The 18,884-nt window shown below is 40.4% G+C and carries 16 protein-coding genes; 9 read left to right on the forward strand and 7 right to left on the reverse strand.

What is annotated here, in order from left to right; translation table 11 throughout:
* Window positions 1–56 precede the first annotated feature (56 nt).
* Genes glnL through GQR53_RS08230 form a run of 3 tightly spaced genes read left to right on the forward strand, consistent with a single transcriptional unit; the run spans window position 57 to window position 3,015 of the window.
* On the forward strand, window positions 57–1,127 hold the full coding sequence (gene glnL / locus GQR53_RS08220; protein WP_165743525.1) for a nitrogen regulation protein NR(II): 1,071 nt from the start codon (window positions 57–59) through the stop codon (window positions 1,125–1,127).
* A 14-nt stretch (window positions 1,128–1,141) separates the two neighbouring features.
* Complete coding sequence (gene ntrC, locus GQR53_RS08225) at window positions 1,142–2,527, forward strand: nitrogen regulation protein NR(I) (RefSeq protein ID WP_002961117.1); 1,386 nt, start codon at window positions 1,142–1,144, stop codon at window positions 2,525–2,527.
* Between the two features lie 29 nt (window positions 2,528–2,556).
* Window positions 2,557–3,015 carry a cyclic nucleotide-binding domain-containing protein gene (locus tag GQR53_RS08230; RefSeq protein WP_002961116.1) on the forward strand — a complete coding sequence of 153 codons (459 nt, stop codon included), beginning with the start codon at window positions 2,557–2,559 and terminating at the stop codon, window positions 3,013–3,015.
* Window position 3,016: 1 nt separating this feature from the next.
* Here GQR53_RS08230 and GQR53_RS08235 read toward each other — a convergent pair whose 3' ends face one another.
* Entirely contained in the window at window positions 3,017–3,682 is a 666-nt protein-coding gene (locus GQR53_RS08235; RefSeq protein ID WP_165743527.1) for a hypothetical protein, read from the reverse strand.
* Between the two features lie 56 nt (window positions 3,683–3,738).
* The gene (locus GQR53_RS08240; RefSeq protein ID WP_165743529.1) at window positions 3,739–4,026 is read right to left on the reverse strand and encodes a hypothetical protein; all 288 of its coding nucleotides are present in this window, start codon (window positions 4,024–4,026) and stop codon (window positions 3,739–3,741) included.
* Between the two features lie 246 nt (window positions 4,027–4,272).
* Between GQR53_RS08240 and GQR53_RS08245 the strand changes: the two genes are divergently transcribed.
* The 4 genes from GQR53_RS08245 (at window position 4,273) to GQR53_RS08260 (ending at window position 8,837) form a co-directional block, all read left to right on the forward strand.
* Entirely contained in the window at window positions 4,273–4,656 is a 384-nt protein-coding gene (locus GQR53_RS08245) for an RNA-binding S4 domain-containing protein (RefSeq protein WP_002961114.1), read from the forward strand.
* 98 nt (window positions 4,657–4,754) lie between these two features.
* A complete protein-coding gene (locus tag GQR53_RS08250) occupies window positions 4,755–5,183 on the forward strand; it encodes a hypothetical protein (RefSeq protein WP_039488637.1) in 429 nt (142 codons plus the stop codon).
* Window positions 5,184–5,388: 205 nt separating this feature from the next.
* On the forward strand, window positions 5,389–8,133 hold the full coding sequence (gene acnA / locus GQR53_RS08255; RefSeq protein WP_165743531.1) for an aconitate hydratase AcnA: 2,745 nt from the start codon (window positions 5,389–5,391) through the stop codon (window positions 8,131–8,133).
* Window positions 8,134–8,582: 449 nt separating this feature from the next.
* Window positions 8,583–8,837: a hypothetical protein gene (locus tag GQR53_RS08260; protein WP_165743533.1), complete on the forward strand. Its 255-nt coding sequence runs from the start codon at window positions 8,583–8,585 to the stop codon at window positions 8,835–8,837.
* Here the strand turns inward: GQR53_RS08260 and GQR53_RS08265 are convergent, their stop codons facing one another.
* The 4 genes from GQR53_RS08265 to GQR53_RS08280 all read right to left on the reverse strand — a co-directional run bounded on the left by GQR53_RS08265 (window position 8,838) and on the right by GQR53_RS08280 (window position 13,889).
* Window positions 8,838–9,386 (reverse strand): DUF4124 domain-containing protein, encoded by a 549-nt coding sequence (locus GQR53_RS08265; RefSeq protein WP_165743535.1) that lies wholly within the window; start codon window positions 9,384–9,386, stop codon window positions 8,838–8,840. It abuts the gene before it with no gap.
* Between the two features lie 145 nt (window positions 9,387–9,531).
* Window positions 9,532–10,272: a phosphoadenylyl-sulfate reductase gene (locus tag GQR53_RS08270; protein WP_002961106.1), complete on the reverse strand. Its 741-nt coding sequence runs from the start codon at window positions 10,270–10,272 to the stop codon at window positions 9,532–9,534.
* A 43-nt stretch (window positions 10,273–10,315) separates the two neighbouring features.
* Window positions 10,316–12,013, reverse strand: coding sequence for an assimilatory sulfite reductase (NADPH) hemoprotein subunit (gene cysI / locus GQR53_RS08275; protein WP_002961104.1), 1,698 nt, complete (start codon window positions 12,011–12,013; stop codon window positions 10,316–10,318).
* Window positions 12,014–12,074: 61 nt separating this feature from the next.
* Entirely contained in the window at window positions 12,075–13,889 is a 1,815-nt protein-coding gene (locus GQR53_RS08280) for an assimilatory sulfite reductase (NADPH) flavoprotein subunit (RefSeq protein ID WP_165743538.1), read from the reverse strand.
* Between the two features lie 303 nt (window positions 13,890–14,192).
* On the opposite strand from GQR53_RS08280, the gene GQR53_RS08285 reads away from it, so the two are divergent.
* On the forward strand, window positions 14,193–15,818 hold the full coding sequence (locus GQR53_RS08285) for an endonuclease (RefSeq protein WP_165743540.1): 1,626 nt from the start codon (window positions 14,193–14,195) through the stop codon (window positions 15,816–15,818).
* An 87-nt stretch (window positions 15,819–15,905) separates the two neighbouring features.
* Here GQR53_RS08285 and GQR53_RS08290 read toward each other — a convergent pair whose 3' ends face one another.
* Window positions 15,906–16,892, reverse strand: coding sequence for a hypothetical protein (locus GQR53_RS08290; protein ID WP_138489930.1), 987 nt, complete (start codon window positions 16,890–16,892; stop codon window positions 15,906–15,908).
* A gap of 418 nt (window positions 16,893–17,310) precedes the next feature.
* On the opposite strand from GQR53_RS08290, the gene GQR53_RS08295 reads away from it, so the two are divergent.
* Window positions 17,311–18,810: a DUF3360 family protein gene (locus tag GQR53_RS08295; protein ID WP_165743542.1), complete on the forward strand. Its 1,500-nt coding sequence runs from the start codon at window positions 17,311–17,313 to the stop codon at window positions 18,808–18,810.
* Window positions 18,811–18,884 lie beyond the last annotated feature (74 nt).

Below are 18,884 nucleotides of genomic sequence, written 5' to 3' on the forward strand. Positions count from 1 at the left end.
GTGTATTTTACTATATAACTTGCTTGTAAATATCAACGCACTAAAATGGTGCAGCTATGATTAATAATAAAAACTTTAGCCCTGAGCTACTCGATGCTATTTGGCAAAATCAAACAACCGCTATCATGTTGCTTGATAAAAACTTCACCGTTGTCTATGCCAATACCAGTACTAGCGAACTGCTTGGCCTTGGTAACAAGCGCCTATTAGATCAGCCTTTCGATAGTCTTTTTAATTACCATTCAATCGATTTGCAGCGTATAGAACAATACTCATTAGTTGAAGGTGTAGATTGCCAGCAGCACAGAGCTGACGTGGTTTTTAGCGATTCTCGCCATGCAAAAGTAGCCGTAAGTACACGACAAATTAAGTTTGAAGGCTCACTTTATATTTTATTTGAGTGGCGCCAAACTGATGACGAAATTAAGCACGACCAAGCGTCTAATCAAATGCATCAATACCAAGCAGCCCGAAATCTAATTAGAGGCTTAGCTCACGAAATTAAAAATCCTTTAGGTGGAATTCGCGGAGCGGCGCAGTTATTGCAGTATGAGGTTGATCAACAAGAAAGAGACCAATGTGCTGAACTTATCATTGAGCAAGCCGACCGATTACGTGAATTAGTAGATAGGCTTTTAGGGCCAAATCAGCTTCCGCAAAAATCGTATGGCAATATACATCAATCACTTGAATCAGTTGCACGACTAAGTACGTTAGATAATTGTTCTAACATTAGCTTGGTTAAGGATTACGACCCAAGCATTCCTGATGTATACATTGATCAAGGTAAAATTCAGCAAGTAGTATTAAACATTGTTCGAAATGCTCAGCAGGCGCTTGTAGATGGCGGTGAAATAACAATAAAAACCCGCATTAATCATCAGCATCGTCGCCCAGGTAAAGCACCTAAAAAAGCCTTGTTGATCCAAATATCTGATAACGGACCAGGTATTGATCCCAGTGTACGTGAAACACTGTTCTACCCTATGATCACCAATAAAGAAGATGGCTCAGGGTTAGGACTCTCAATAGCGCAAACGCTGATAGATCAACATGATGGCTATATAGAATGTGATAGCTGGCCTGGACATACTGAATTTAATATCTATCTGCCCTTTGCAGATTAATGTTTGGAGTTTGCATGAAAACAGTTTGGCTTGTAGATGATGATGCTTCTATTCGATTTGTACTTGAAAAAGCACTAACCCGTGCAGGGTTTAACGCAGAAAGCTTTGCTAATGCGCAAGATGTATTAAGCGCATTAAAGTTTAGTCAACCTACTGTTTTAGTTTCGGACGTACGAATGCCTGGTATGGATGGCATGGCGTTGCTTGAGCTTATAGCAGAGCAAAACCCTGGGCTGCCAGTTATTATAATGACTGCCCACTCAGATTTGGACTCTGCAGTTAATGCATTTCAAAAAGGTGCTTTTGAATACCTAGCTAAGCCGTTTGATTTAAACGAAGCAGTGGCGCTAGTCGAAAGCGCATGCAGAGCAAACTCCACTAAAAAAACTAAGCGAAAGCAAGCTCCACCAAAAAGTGCCCACATTATTGGTGAAGCACCCGCTATGCAAGAAGTGTTTAGAGCGATAGGTAAACTATCGGCCTCAAGCATGAGCGTATTAATAAATGGTGAATCTGGCACAGGTAAAGAACTTGTCGCCAGCGCCCTGCACAACCATAGCCCACGTAAAGAAAATCAATTTATTGCACTTAACATGGCGGCCATTCCAAAAGAGCTTGTTGAGTCAGAGTTATTTGGCCACGAAAAAGGCGCATTTACGGGCGCCGATAGCGTACGTAAAGGCCGCTTTGAGCAAGCCAATGGCGGTACACTATTTTTAGATGAAATTGGTGATATGCCACTTGATGTGCAAACACGTTTATTACGCGTTCTTGCCGATGGTGAGTTTTATCGCGTTGGTGGCCATCAAAGTATAAAAGTGGACGTACGCATTATTGCAGCTACGCACCAAAACCTTGAAGATTTAGTTAAACAAGGCAAGTTTAGGGATGATTTATTTCATCGTCTTAATGTTGTGCGCCTACGTTTACCCGCTCTTCGAGAGCGTACTGAAGATATAGAAAGCTTATCGCAACACTTTTTACATAAAAGCGCTAAAGAGCTACAAGTAGAAAGTAAAGTACTGAGCCCTAAAGCGACTGAGCAATTACGTTTATTTAATTGGCCAGGTAATGTACGCCAATTAGAAAATACGTGTCGTTGGCTGACAGTTATGGCACCGGGTGAGCTTGTAAGCGAGCAAGATTTACCGCCGGAGATTCTGGATGCTTCACCAACCCAAGAAGAAGGTGATTGGCTCGATGCATTCCAACAATGGCTTAATCAAGAGCTAAAAAAAGGCAAAGAAAATATTTGGCCTGACATTCAAGCTCAGCTAGAAACTCGCTTAATAAAAACAGCCCTGGCTAATTGCTCTGGTCATAAGCAAGATGCAGCTATAAAAATTGGTTGGGGACGTAACACGTTGACCCGAAAATTAAAAGAGCGCAATATTAGCTGATTAAACGCTTTTAACACATTTGGTTATTGATGAAGCTAATCGAACATATTCCATTATTCAAACAAATGGAGATTATAAACAGGCTGCACTTTTTTAAAGAATTTACGCTCAGCGAGCGCCAAGTCTTATTGGAGTCGTTCGGCCTGTTATATTTAGTAAGCCAGCATCAATTTTTATTTAAGCAATACGATAACGACAAGCGCTTGTACATTGTACTTAGCGGCGCATTATTAGTATTTAAGCATAACCATTTACTAGAACTTGGCACTATAGAGCCCGGTGAATTTATAGGTGAAGGTGCCTTTATAAATAACCGAGAGCGCAGTACCAGTGCTCGCGCTAAAACCGACACCATAGTACTTGCCATTACCCCTGAAGCACTCACCCGCCTACCTAATGTTATCCGCGAAAAAATTAAAGACCGAATTATTGAAGGTATGAGCCTGCGCATTGCCAAATTAAGCGAGCATATAGAAACTCACGGTTAGTTCAATCCATATAAACAATTTGCAATGAGCAATCAAGCCAACTGGGCTTATTAACGTGCGCAGTAAAAGTGTAAGTATCTGAAGGCTTGGCACCAAAGGGGGTATTTACAAACGGCTGTGAATGACGATATGTTTGCGAATAGGTTTTATAATAAATAACAACGTAACCGTATAAAAACTCCCAACCTAACCTTACAACAGCGCCACTGGGTAAACTAAAGTCAGCATATTTATCTGTAAATGTAACAAGTAAATCATTGTACTTCTCTTCGCTGCATTGAGTTGTTCGTAACTTTTTAGGCATAACAAAGGTAGTACCCGCCATTATATTCTTTAAATAAAAGCCTATATTGCCATCACCATAAAAATGATTTGAACGAGTCGTGTAGTTAACTTGTGGCTTGTAACCTAGCTCTTGCATTATAGCCGCAAGTTGCTCAGTTTCTTTAGGATAAATCTTATCACTTGATAAGAGTAATGTGGCTTCACCAAAATCAGGTGGGATTGCCAGCTCTACATATTCATAAGGGAGCGATTGTGCTTTTAGCGCAGCATCGAGCTGGTTGCGCTGTTCATCTTGCAAGTTTTCACTAAATACATACACGGTAGGTTGTTGGCACGCAGCTAATAGTAATGCCAACACACATATTAAAATTCCACTTTTCATAGTTACCCCTTTTTGATTACAATTGTAGTCTATTAAAGGTAACTATTTATCGCAATTTAATTTGTTTGGCTATCTAACCAAGCATCAACACTTTTGCGAGTATATAAAACTTCTTTAAATAAACGATGACGTTCAAATTCAAGTTTTGTTTTTCTCGTGGCATCACCACTAGCTAAACGGCTATGGGTATCATTGAATTTTGAAATTACAGAAAAACCGCGCTCACCTTGATCAGCTTGCTTTTTTACAGAATTAGCAAGGTGCTCTCTAACATCGTCAGCAGTTAACATACCTGAATTATCTAATCCCATTAGCTCTTTTTTCATTGCTAATCTTACGCCCATTTCCTACTCCATTTAATGAAAAATATTTATTCCGCCAAAGTTTTAGCAATTAGCAGGCCATACGTAAAACTAACTGCAGCAAATATTACTCTTCAATTGCTTCAGTTTTTTTAAAGACAGATAAAATACATAAAAACTTTCGTCGTTATTTCCCTATTACAATTAGCTAAAGTTACTTGCTTTGGTGCAAAAGTAGCTGCAAGCCTTTATACTACAGCTTGTGCGTTACCCCCACCGAGAGCAAATATGAACGAAGAATACATAGAAATAGAATTAGAAGAAGAGCCGATTGAGCTCTGTAAATTATTAAAAGTACTAAACTTAGTTGAAGGTGGCGGCCAAGCTAAAAACCTAATTACTGAAGGCTATGTGGGTGTTAACCATGAAATTTGTACAATTAAACGGAAAAAATTATACAGTGGTGATGTACTAGAGTTTGATGGTGAGTTTTTTAAACTCTCACTAAGTGAAGATGCAATCCCTGCAGAAAAACCTGCGGTACAAACTCAAGCAGAGTCAAAGCAAGCTGCACCACAACCAACAAATCAACCAGCTAAAAGTAAGCGTAAGCGAACTAAAAAACCAAAAGTAGATGATAAAACAGGTCGTCGTCCTATTTCATTTGGTTAAGCATTTAAAAGCACTCTTTTTATATAAAAAGGCCAACTTGTATAGTTGGCCTTTTTACTCTTTAATAACCTAATTAATAATAAAAACAAGGTTATAAAATGTCTGTAAACACACCTAAAAATTGGTTTAAACCCGTTGTATGGGCGGCACTCGTATGGAACTTACTTGGCGTTATTGCATTTGCTATGCACATGATGATGACACCCGAAATGATAGGTAAACTTCCTTTAGATCAACAAGCTGCCTACTCTGACATCCCTCTTTGGTCAACCATTGCATTTGCTGTAGCTGTATTTGGAAGCACTTTGGGTTGTCTGTTTTTACTTGCTAAAAACGCGCTGGCAACACCTACTTTTGCGCTATCGCTCGGCGCTATTTTAATTCAGCAATATTATAATTTTGTGGTCATAAATAGTATTGAGCTACTTGGCGCAAGTGCGGTATTTATGCCTATTTTTGTAATCATTATTGCCATCGCTTTACTTTGCTTGAGTATTAAAGGTAAGCAACAAGGTTGGTTACAGTAATTAATAAGGGTCGAAATAACTTTTGACCCTATCTCTTCTTTTAAATCATCTCTTGAAATTAAATTTTTCAGCATCATCTCTACTATAATAACTGTATAAAATTCGTTCTCTAAACGCGATTTTTTACACTGGTATGTACTTTGCAACTCGAACACTACAGAGGTCACTCTTCAAAACATTTTTATAATTCATAAAGGGGCAAATAATGAATAATAGTTTCGATACCCAACATCAGCTCACAATAAATGGTGAGCAATATCATATTCATTCTCTAAAAGGACTTGGCGACAAAGCGAAACGATTGCCCTTTTCCTTAAAAGTACTACTTGAAAACCTTCTTCGTAACGAAGATGGCGTAAATATAAAAGAACAAGACATTCAAGCCCTTCTTAATTGGGATCCTCAAGCAAAGCCTGCATCTGAAGTTGCCTTTACTCCCGCCCGTGTTGTTATGCAAGATTTTACCGGCGTACCCGCTATTGTAGATTTAGCCGCGATGCGTGACGCAATGGAAAAGCTAGGTGGAGATCCTGCAAAAATAAACCCGTTATCGCCTGCTGAACTTGTGATTGACCATTCGGTACAAGTAGATGGCTACGGAAATGATGGTGCATTTGATTTAAATGCAAAACTTGAGTACGACCGAAATAAAGAACGTTATGAATTTTTACGTTGGGGACAAACCGCTTTTGATAATTTAAAAGTAGTGCCACCAGCAACCGGCATTGTTCACCAAGTAAACCTAGAATACTTAGCGCGCGTTGTTTTTAATGAAGAGCGCGACGGAAAAAAATTCGCTTACCCAGATACGCTTGTAGGGACTGACTCTCACACCACCATGATTAATGGCTTAGGTGTGCTTGGCTGGGGTGTAGGCGGCATTGAAGCTGAAGCAGCCATGCTTGGTCAGCCAATTAGCTTACTCATTCCACAAGTAGTAGGTATGAAGCTAAGCGGACGTTTACCTGAAGGTACTACCGCAACCGATTTAGTGTTAACAGTAACCGAAATACTGCGTAATCATGGCGTAGTGGGTAAATTTGTAGAATTTTATGGTGACGGCCTTGCCGACCTACCACTTGCTGATAGAGCAACCATAGCCAATATGGCACCAGAATACGGCGCTACGTGTGGTATTTTTCCAATTGATGATGAGACCATTAACTACCTTCGCTTAACAAACCGCGACGAAAAACACTTAAAAGTAATTGAAGATTACGCTAAGCATCAAGGCTTATGGCGTAACGATGGCGACGAAGCTAATTATACCGATACACTTGAGCTTAAATTAGATGACGTTGTACCAAGCCTTGCAGGCCCTAAACGCCCACAAGATAGAATTGCCTTAAACGAAGCTGGCAAAGTTATTGGCGATCATTTAAAAGGCTTCCAAGACGAACGTATGGCTCGTCGTGATAAAAGCGATGAAGAACAAGCTCGTATTGAGAGTGAAGGACCGACAACAAATCCAGATGAGCCAGTTAACGAAGCGCAGTTTATGGGTGCCGCTAAGGTTAAATTTAAAGGCCAAGAGTTTGAGCTAAACGATGGCGCTTGTGTTATTGCCGCAATTACCAGCTGTACCAACACCTCTAATCCAAGTGTTATTTTAGCTGCTGGTTTGGTTGCTAAAAAAGCGAAACAGTTAGGCATTAATGTAAAACCTTGGGTTAAAACATCACTTGCTCCAGGCTCAAAAGTAGTTACCGACTACCTAGAAAAAGCAGGCCTGATGGATGACCTAGAAAGCCTAGGCTTTAACTTAGTTGGCTACGGCTGTACTACGTGTATTGGTAATTCAGGGCCACTTGCAACTGAAATATCAGACGCGATTCAAAAACATAAATTAGTAGTGAGCTCTATTTTATCGGGTAACCGTAACTTTGAAGGGCGTATTCACCAAGATGTTAAAATGAACTTTTTAGCCTCTCCTCCGCTTGTCGTAGCTTATGCCATTGCAGGTAGAACCGATATTGACGTATACAACGAACCCCTTGCTCAAGATGCTAACGGTAACGATATTTACCTTAAAAACATTTGGCCAAGCGTTAAAGAAGTAAGTGACTTAGTTAAAGAAACCGTAACTAAAGAAATGTTTGAAAAAAGCTACGCTAACGTTTACGAAGGCGATAGCCGTTGGCAGCAAATTAAAATACCGGATGGCAAACTTTACGATTGGGATGATGCATCTACCTACATTAAAAAAGCACCCTTTTTTGATGGTATGAAAGTAGAACCACCGGGCATTCCTTCTATTGAAGGTGCACGTTGTTTAGCTAAACTTGGAGATTCAGTAACCACTGACCATATTTCTCCAGCGGGTGCTATTAAAGCAGAAGCGCCAGCAGGTTTATACTTGCAAGAGAAAGGTGTAGATAAAGCGCAATTTAACTCGTACGGCTCACGCCGTGGTAATCACGAAGTAATGATGCGAGGAACGTTCGCTAATGTGCGCCTTAAAAACTTACTAGCTCCTGGTACTGAGGGCGGCGTAACACGTACTCAACCCGGCGATACGCTAGAGAGCATTTATGATGCAGCAATGGAGTATCAAAAAAATAATACTCCACTCATTATTTTAGCGGGCAAAGAATATGGCACGGGTTCATCTCGTGACTGGGCTGCTAAAGGTTCACTTTTATTAGGCGTTAAAGCCGTTGTAGCACAAAGCTATGAACGTATTCATCGCTCTAACTTAATTGGTATGGGTGTATTACCTCTGCAATTTAAAGAAGGTGAAAGCTACGAGTCACACGGGTTAACAGGGCAAGAACAATTTGATATTGATGGCCTGTACGATAAAACCGATGAAGTTACCGTTATTGCTACAAATGCCGAAGGTAAAAAAGTAACCTTGAGTGCAGACGTACGTATTGATACCCCTAAAGAGTGGGATTACTATAAACACGGCGGCATTTTACAATATGTACTGCGTAATATGCTCGACTAACAAAGACAGTAGTTAATACATCTAAAAGCCCAGCTTAGTAATAAGCTGGGCTTTTTTATATTTGCTGTTTGTTGTCTTAAATCAATGCTAAGCATTTAAAGCGTGCCTACACTAGGGCCTGTTGACCTTTCAGGATTAAAATTTGTTCAACCTAGGGCTATTTAATCGCGGCGTGAGGTTTGTAACCTAGTGGGCTAAGTAAAAACCGAGCAAAGCTTCCGCGTCCTGCTCACGCCCCTTACCTACATCCATGTAGGCAACAAAGAGTAAATAGCCCCTAGGCAGAACCCTTCGGGCAGCGCATGCTTGGCATTTATTCCACGTTAACGCCTATTCATGGGGAATAACCACACTACATAGGCTCTGCCTTGCCTAAATACCAAACACACTGCTGCAAATTTAACCTCGAAAGATAAACAGGCCCTAGGGCTACTCTTAGTGAGGTAACTATGTCGCCAACAATGATAATTAGACTGCTTAAAACATCAATAGTGCTTGGGTTGTGCCTTATCGTGACTGGCCATACGTTAATTGTATCGAACTACTTCACTGTTAATCATGGTATTAAAGGAATAATTATAGCGGCGGCATGCATTGCTGTAGGCGTGCTGCTGTCGCTTCCCACTAAAATATATTTAACAGTATTATTGATGGAAGCCGAAAAACGTTATTTAAAAAACAATAAAAGCACTCACTCTAAATAATTAAAGTGCACTTAAATTATTAATTTCTTTATTACGTTTTTCTAGTTTGTCTTTTACATTTTCGGCGTCATTAAATAGCTTTTTAACCGAATCTGGGTTCAAAATACTGATCCCCTCTGGTGCAGCCGACATTGTGTTTGGAGTTGAAGAGGTATTTAAAATAGACGTGTCTTCTGCAGCAATAACAGTAATATCTTTAGGATCGAGTTTTACTTCAATACTTTTTGCATGTGGGTTAGGTGTATCAGAAAAGTGCCATTGGCCTGTTTCGTCTTGCCACTTAAAAATTTTACCACTTGAGGTGGCATTTGTAGCAATTGGTTCATCAGAAATACTGCTCGCAATTTTATCGCCAGCTTGCTTAACGCCCAGCACTGCTTGGTCCAAAGTATTGCTAGATAGCGCGACCATTTTTTCTTTAATTTGCTGAGATTCATTGCTAATTGATGATGCAGAAAGCCATGTTTGACCATCAGGCTTTTTTAAATAAAACAAAGAGATGACTGCAATAGCCATGATTGATATAGCTAAGTAGGTAAAGTATTTCATAGCGTTCCTGCTTTAATTAATCCTTTAATGCCTTGAGTCTAATAAAAAATACTTAATTAGGCAATTTTTTCTACCCGAATAAAAGAAAATAAAAACGCAGCCGAAGCTGCGTATTTATTTGCGATTTAACTGCATCGTAGTGACGTTAAATACCGTCACCATCCATGTGTAGTCCACATTCTCGGTTTAAACCAAAAAAGCGAGTTTCTTCCTCTGTCATTCCTGGTTCTAACTTACGTGTTGTATGTACGTCACCCATCGACACATAACCTTGTTCCCATAATGGGTGGTAAGGTAAATCATGCTTAGTCAGGTACTGATACACGTCGCGGTTAGACCATTCAATAATCGGGTACACTTTAACGGTACCACGGCTTATTTCTACAAACTGTTTATCAGCACGTGTAGATGATTGATCGCGACGCAAACCACTAAACCACGTGCCCGCTTCTATCTCTTTAAGTGCGCGGGTCATCGGCTCAACTTTATTAAGCTGGTTATATTGCTTAATGCCGTCCTCGCCTTGCTCCCACAACTTGCCAAACTTAGCTTCTTGCCATGCTGGACTTAGCTGCGCTCTATACACCTTTAAGTTTAGTGATAGACGCTCACTCATTTGTTCAATAAACTGATACGTTTCAGGAAATAAATAGCCTGTATCGGTTAATACAACGGGAATATCTGGACGTTGTGAGGTCATTAAATGCAGCATTACTGCCGCTTGAATACCAAAGCTAGATGATAAAAAAGCCGTATTAGGCAAGTTATCAAGCGCCCATGCAACACGCTGTTCTGCGCTCATATTCGCTAGCAAACCATTAGCATCAGCTAACATAGCCGCTTGGCTTTGTTTATCTAGCTGTAAAATGTTTTTAAATTCACTCATGGTAAATTCCAAACCTCACCAGCGCTTTGGCGCTGGTATTTAATTAAGCGTGAAAATCGGTTACTGATACTTTTACTTCAGCAACTATGCCTTTGCGTATAACAAAGTCACCAAAACACTCACCGTCATTGCGCTCTTTTGCCCATTGCCCAATGAGCTTATCGAATGCTTCTAGGTAAACGTCTTCGCCTACGTTCTCAAGGTACAATTTAGGAATACGTGTACCTTCTAAATTACCACCTAGGTAAACGTTGTACTTACCTGGCCCTTTACCCACTAAACCAGCTTCTGCAAGCATTGCGCGGCCACAACCGTTAGGGCAACCTACAACGCGCATAATAATGCTGTCATCTGGTATACCGTGCTTGGCAAGTAATGCTTCAGTTTTTTCTACTAGGCTTGGTAAGTAACGCTCTGCTTCGGCCATTGCAAGTGGGCACGTTGGCAGTGAAACACACGCCATAGAATTTTTACGCTGCTGCGAATCTTTGTCGTCAATCAGGCCATGACTACGAGCAATTTCTTCAATCACGGCTTTTTGATCTGCAGGTACGCCAGCAATAATTAAGTTTTGGTTTGCCGTCATACGCATGTCACCTTGGTGAACTTCTGCGATTTTACGACAACCTGTTTTAAGCGGCTTGCCTGGGTAGTCTAAAATACGACCACTTTGAATAAATAGCGTTAAGTGGTGCTTACCATCAATGCCTTCAACCCAACCAATACGATCGCCACGATGAGTAAACTCAAATGGGCGGCTTGGTGCAAATGTAACGCCTGAGCGTTTTTCTACTTCTGCTTTAAATACATCAACGCCAACACGGTCTAATGTGTATTTAGTTTTTGCATTTTTACGGTTTGAACGATTACCCCAATCGCGCTGCACAGATACAACATGCTCTGCAATTTTTAAGGTATCTTCGAGCGTAATAAAGCCAAAGTCATCAGCCTTACGCGGATACGTAGCCGTATCACCGTGAGTCATGGCAAGGCCACCACCAACAAGTACGTTAAAGCCAACAAGCTTGCCGTTATCAGCAATTGCCACAAAGTTTAAGTCATTCGCATGCACATCAACTTCGTTATTAGGCGGAATGGTTACCGTTGTTTTAAATTTACGCGGTAAGTAGTTAGATCCTAAAATTGGCTCTTCTGTGGTTTCTGCCTTTTCGCCATTTAGCCAAATTTCAGCATACGCTTTCGTTTTTGGTAATAAATGTTCAGAAATTTTTGCAGCCCAGTCGTAAGCTTCTTGGTGTAACTCAGACTCAACAGGGTTAGTAGTACAAAGCACGTTACGGTTAACATCGCCCGCAGTTGCAATAGAGTCTATACCTACGCTGTTAAGCATTTGGTGCATGCCTTTAATATTCGGCTTTAATACACCATGAAACTGAAACGTTTGACGCGTAGTTAAACGAATGCTGCCGTAGCTTGTTTTTTCATCAGCAAACTTATCAATTGCTAACCACTGCTCTGGCTTAATAATACCGCCAGGCATACGTGCACGTAACATTACATTATGTAGCGGCTCTAGCTTTTGCTTAGCGCGCTCACCACGTATATCGCGGTCATCTTGTTGGTACATGCCATGAAAACGTATTAACTGAAAGTTATCGGCAGTAAAACCACCGGTAATTTCGTCTTTTAAGTCTTGCTCTATGGTGCCACGTAAAAAGTTGCTTTCTCTTTTCAAACGTTCGTTATCAGAAAGTTTTACGTTTTTATCTTGTTCGCTCATTTTAAATCCTAAATTTGTTACAGTGACGGCTGCTAGCTGTTAAATAAAATAAGAAACGTGATTAATACACGTCTTTCTGATAGCGGTTTGCGCTACGCAAATCTTTTAAATATTGCTCTGCGTCTTCATTGCTCTTGCCTGTGTTTTCTTTAACGATATCAAGTAAGGCGTTGTGTACATCTTTTGCCATGCGATTTGCATCGCCACAAATATAAAAGTGAGCGCCGGCTTCTAACCACTCAAACACGTCTTTACTGTTACTGCGTAATTTGTCTTGTACGTATACTTTTTTTGCTTGGTCACGGCTAAATGCAACATCTACTTTGTTAAGTAAACCCGATTTTAAATAACCCTGTATTTCTACTTGGTATAAAAAGTCTTGAGTGAAATGTGGGTTACCAAAGAACAACCAGTTTTTGCCTTGTGCTTGACGCGAATCACGCTCTTGTAAAAATGCACGGAACGGCGCAATACCCGTACCAGGACCAACCATAATCACCGGTGTATCATCGTTAGTTGGTAGGCGGAAATTGTCGTTGTGTTCGCTAAATACTTTAACTTTACAACCTTCTTCTGCACGACGAGTTAAGTAACCAGTACAGCCACCTAAATGCTCGCTATCAAATGCATCAAACTGCACTAGACCTAGTGTTAAGTGTACTTCGTCTTCAACCTCAGCTTGGCTAGATGCAATTGAGTACAAACGAGCTTGTAGTTTACGTAGGCAATCTACTAATGTTTGCGCATCAATTTTTGCTGGATTTTGGCGAATCACATCAAATATTTGGCGAGGTTCAATATACGCACGCATTGCAGCTTTATCTTCTACAAGCTTTAATAATTCAGGCGTACCTGTTGCTGTTGCGTATTTTTCTACAAAACCTGGGTACGACTGAGTCAGCTCTAGTTTTTCAATAAGTGCATCGCGTACGCTTAGCTCTTCATCACCTACTTTTACAATGCTTGTTGCATCTATTTGAGTAAGTGTAAGTACTTCATCAACTAATACATCGTCATTTAAAAAGTACACACCTAATGAATCACCTGGCGTGTAAGTAATGTCAGAACCTTCAAGCGAAATTTCAACGTGGCGTACATCTTTAGTCGAGTCGCGACCGGTAATTTTTTGAACAGTTAATAGCTCTGCTTCAAATGGATTTTGTTTTGTATATTGGCTTGCTGCAGCGGGAGGAGCGCCAAATGGCATTGATACAACTTGACCACCAGCGGCCTCTTGCTGCGCTTTTAAATCAGGTTCAAATGCATCAACTGCACCGGCGATCCACGTAGCGGCTTCATCTTCGTAATCTACATCTAAATCAGCACGTTGATAGATAGTTTGTGCACCGAGTTTATTTAAACGCTCTTCAAAATCTTTTGCTGTCTGGCAGAAAAACTCATAGCTAGAATCACCTAAGCCAATAACCGCTATTTTTACATCGTCTAGTTTTGGCGCTTTTTTAGTGGCTAAAAATTCGTGGAGTGTTTCTGCGTCTTCTGGTGGCTCACCTTCGCCGTAAGTAGATACAACGATAGTTAAAAACTTTTCTTTTTTCAGGGCTGTTGGTTTGTAATCTGACATGCTAACAAGCTTAACTGCTAAGCCTCGCGACTCAGCCTGCTCTTTCATTTTGGTAGCTACACCTTTTGCGTTACCTGTTTGCGAACCATATAAAATAGTTAGCGCTGCTGCATCACCCGCAGCCGGTACGCCTGCCGTAGGAGCACCTAACGCAGCCGAATTAGCATTTGCAGCTAAGTAACCACTTACCCACGCTTGTTGAATTGGATTAAGTTCAGCCACTAAACCTTGCAGCTTTTGTACTTGATCTTGCGATAGCGGGCTTGCCGCAGCATTTAGTTGACCTAACAACATGAATCGATTCCCCATAACCCTGAAAATTAAACACAACACACTTTGTGTATTGTTAAAAATGAGTTTTACCTCATCCAGAGCGTATCTGTTGAGGTTTTCTAAGTTAGTAGGATAACGGGCTCAGCATAGATAAAAAAAGAATAGAATCTGCTTTGATATTCCATTTAGTTATTAATTTATAAAAATACCTTCAAAAACAGATTAAAGACTTATTATTGCTTTTTACTGCACTTTAAATTAACAATTTTGCAACCTAACTAATGTAGGGTATATTCTTCATTCAAAATAAAAATAGGAACAACTATGTTACACGGGAAATATAAAAATAAACTACTTAGTACCGCTTTGTTACTTGGCTCATTACCTGTAATGGCCAATGTAGCTAATGGCGGATTTGAACAATGGTCAGGTAATTCACCTAGCTCTTGGAGCACTATTGATAGCGGAATCAGCTTAACGCGCTCAACTAGTACAGTTAAAAGCGGTAGTAGCTCTGCTGCTGTCAATGTAACAACAGGATCGCAAAGTAACACTGATTTACTACAACAGGTTGCTGTAGAAGCTGGTAAAACCTATAACTTTTCGGCTGATGTTTACCACACCGAAGGTAAAATTAAAGCGCGCTTATATGTAGATGGCTATCAAGGCTATTCAAATCAAGCACAAACTAACCAATGGCAAACAATTAGCCATAGCTATACAGCAAGCAGTGATAAAACAATTAGTATTGGGCTTAGGTTTTACGATGTAAGTGGATTTGATGGCAGCGAAACCGTATACGTAGATAACTTTTTACCAAATACTGATGGCAACGCATCAACAAGTTGCACCGACAATAGCCTTACCTTAACGCTTAACACCGATAATTACGGTAGCGAAACTAGCTGGGCCGTTAATAACAATCAAGGTAGCGCTGTTGCTAACGGCAGTGGTTACGCATCAAACACTCAGTATGATGAGCAAATATGCCTAACTGATGGTACTTACACACTTGTTATTAGCGACAGCTACGGCGATGGCATGTGTTGTTCAACAGGTAATGGCAACTATGCGCTTAAGCAAGGCTCTACCACACTTGCTAGCGGTGCAAGTTTTAATAATACAGACAGCACGGCATTTACTTTAGGTAGTGGCTCTGGTGATGGCGGCGGGACCAACCCGACACCCACTGGCTACTATGTTACTGCTCAAGGGTTATCAGGTTATGCACTAAAAACTGAGCTTTATAATATTATTAAAGATCATAATGCACAGGGTTACTCGGCTATTTGGAATTTTTACGACTCATCTGCACGTGATAAATACTTTGAAAACGATAACAGCATTTTAGATATGTATAGCGAGAAACCAAACGGCTCAGATAGCTACAATTATACTGCGGTGAGTGACCAATGTGGTAACTATAGTGGAGAAGGCGGCTGTTACAACCGTGAGCATTCATTTCCTAAAAGCTGGTTTGGCGGCACTATTGAGCCAATGAACTCAGATGTGCATCATATTTACGCAACCGACGGTTATGTAAACTCAAAACGTAGTAATTTCCCATTTGGTGAAGTAGCAAGCGCTTCATTTACATCAACCAACGGAAGTAAATTAGGTTCTGCCGCAAGTTCATTAAATTACTCAGGTACTGTATTTGAGCCAATTGACGAATTTAAAGGTGACTTTGCACGTGCTTATTTTTACATGGCAACGCGCTACGAAAATGTAATAGGCACTTGGCAAACCAAAACGACCTCAAGTAATGCAGTGCTTAATGGTTCAAGCAACCAAGTGTTTGAAAGCTGGGTTGTAGCCATGCTGCTTGACTGGCATAACAGCGATCCTGTAAGCCAAATGGAACTTGACCGTAACCAAGCAGCCTTTGAATTTCAAGGTAATCGTAACCCGTATATCGACCACCCTGAATTTGTGGAAATGATTTGGTAAAAGTTAGCAGTTAAAACAAAAGCCTTTGCAAATGCAAAGGCTTTATCTTTTAGCGTGTAATATTTTTTAAAAATATGATGATTTAAGCTAATTATAAGAAACAGTTGCGATAAGTGACTTTTCAGCTCTGTTTTTCATCAACGTTAAAAGTGAATGATGGAAATCTTGAAATATCACCTCTCCCCATATTCGTGAATAAATACCAAAATTTGTATTGTCTTGCACGGTCGTTTTTAACGTTAAAATTGTATTGCCGCTTTTTTCTTCACTTAGCTGATAACCACCGTAAAGTGGAGAAAAGTATTCACCGCCAAGTTTTACGTGTTTATCGAGTGCGTCATCGGGAATAGCATCTGGGTCTATATCAAATCTATAATGCATCTGTTTATTTGGTTGCCAGTCGGTTATTACTTCTTTAAACACAACGCCTTTTTGCCAAGTACTTGTGCGAACAGCGCCTATACCGCTAGCATTCATACTTGCCTTTAATGGCTTTGGTACACCAATTAATTGAGTGAGTGAAAAAGGCACTTCCTGTGGTTTTATATCACTCACATTAGCTAACTGTTGCCACACAACATTGATGGGCGCGTTAATAGTTATTGAATTTGTTACTTCGTATGTTTTTGATAAATTTAAAAAATTAACTTCAATAGGTGAGAGCAATATAGGTAACAACGCGATTGATAATAAAGAACTATTCGCTTTTTTTATTTCACGCTTTCTAACAAAACCCGCAAGTAATCCACCAATGCTGGCAAAAAACATAAAAGCAGGCAAAGCCATAGCCACACAAATACTGCCTTCAAGCAAAGTAATTACACTTACAAATAAAAAAACAAAAATAGGCTGCCAAGCAATCGTGACCATTTGCCTTTTAGTTAATGTTTTTGATTCATTGTACTCAAAGTGAATACGAATATAGCCAATTGCAACGGGCACTAAAAACATAAATGATATAGAGACTAAGCTACCTAAATTGTAAGCATTGACTAGCTCTACAAACAGTCGCATAAATATGCCGTAAAGCGTACCAAGTAAAATACCAATTGATTTAGGGGAGTTGAGTTGCATCTCTATTCTTTATTGTTGTTATTAACAATCCGAAAGTAACAGAAGTATTATTTCACCACAAATAAAACGAAATTAACGGCTGCTACCAATAAGCTTTTCAAACAAAGCGGCTTTTACAACCACTAAGACTAAAGGATAATAACCTGCCATTAACACTATTTCCCGCTATAAACAGAGATCAAACTCTTTAAAAATAAAATCAAGCCATTGATTTATAATAACTTTAAATCAGTTTGTGTAGTTTTATAATTTTTAACGTAAAGCTGATTGTCAGATTAACTGTATTAAAAACAACCATGCACGACCTTTTGCCTATACATCCCAGCCTAAAAGCTGATTTACCCTGCATGCTCAATATTCATTTGCTTTAACAAAAGCCGTATTTATTTGATTAAGCAACAATGTTGCAGGAGAACGCATGCAAACTACACCACCCGGTGATGCACCATCAAACACGCACAAGAATGCTCAAAGCTACGAGCAACTTCACAAGCCGAGTTCAGAGTTTAATAATCGCGACGAGTATCTCGAACATGAATTACAAATTATGCAGCCTAAGCGCTGGCGTCCTAATTTACCGTTTAGAGATTACCGATTTGAATTTGAAGACACCATTCCTGCAATGGCGGGCACTATTGGTAAAGTCGTTATGGTGGGGGCTATTGCGGCAACATTTGCAGCACCTCTTGGTTTAAGCGATGCGTTTGTTTTAGAAAATGTGCGCTACGAATTACTCATTGTCTCTATTTTTATCATCTTATTCTCAGGCTTTATTTTACCAACAGCCAACTTAGCTGGTACTCACGGCCCGCTTATTCCGTTAATTCCTATTGTTGTTGCAGCTGGCGGCCACCCTATGGCGTTTGGCTTACTCATTGGTGCCTTTGGCTTTATTTTGGCCATAACCAAGGGAGGAAGTATGCTCGCGCGCCTAACCAGTAAAGGTGTATGTGGCGGGCTGCTCATTTATTTAGGCTTTATTGGTACTATTTCGCAGGTTAAAAAGCTGTTTGCCTGGGCTGAGGCCATTGATATGGCGCATATTGCGTTTATTGTTATTTTAGCCACCATTTTATTGTATGCGCTATTAGAGCACTTTAAAAAGCGCTGGTTAGCTGTGCCGTTAAGCTGCCTTATTGGTGGCGTGGTTGCCTTTGCTTTAGGTGCACCGTTTGAGTTTCATACTGCTCCGGGTTTACCAAATATGAACCCAGCTTACTGGTGGGGCGAAAACACGGGTTGGATGCTTGGCCTGCCAACGCTTGAAAGCTTTGTGGTTGTACTACCATTTGCAGTGCTCGCCGTTGCTATGTGGTCACCAGATTTTTTAGGTCATCAAGTATTTCAAAAAATAAGCTATCCGCAACGTACTGAAAAAGTACAAATGAATATCGACGACACCATGCTGAGCGCATCGGTTAGACAAACATTTGGCTCACTTGCCGGTGGTGCTAACTTTACCTCATCGTGGGGAACTTACATTGTACCTGCTGCTATTGCTAAACGCCCTATTCCGGCTGGCGCCATTTTAACAGCCGTATTTTGTATTATTGCTGGCTTATGGGGTTACCCAATGGATTTAGCCATTTGGCAACCTGTGCTTTGTGTAGCGCTTATTGTAGGTGTGTTTATTCCGCTACTTGAAGCTGGCATGGAAATGACGCGCGAAGGCAAAACAACGCAATCAGCCGCTATTGTGGTATTTGCCTCAACCTTAGTTAATCCGGCTTTTGGTTGGTCGCTTACTATGTTACTTGATAACCTAGGGCTTATTGGCTGTAAAGAGCGCAGCGCAGAGCTAACTAAAATGAGCCGCTGGGTGATTCCACTTATTATGTTTGTGTTACTTACCACTGTAATGGCAATTGTAGGCATGTTACCTGGTATACCGGCGTTAATGGCTGACTTTAGGCATTAACCTTTAGCTACCACATCTAATATTTACCCACAAAAAGCACGGCAATTGCCGTGCTTTTTAATACGTGATTCTTA

Source organism: Pseudoalteromonas sp. Z9A6 (assembly GCF_011378805.1).
Lineage (GTDB): Bacteria > Pseudomonadota > Gammaproteobacteria > Enterobacterales > Alteromonadaceae > Pseudoalteromonas > Pseudoalteromonas distincta.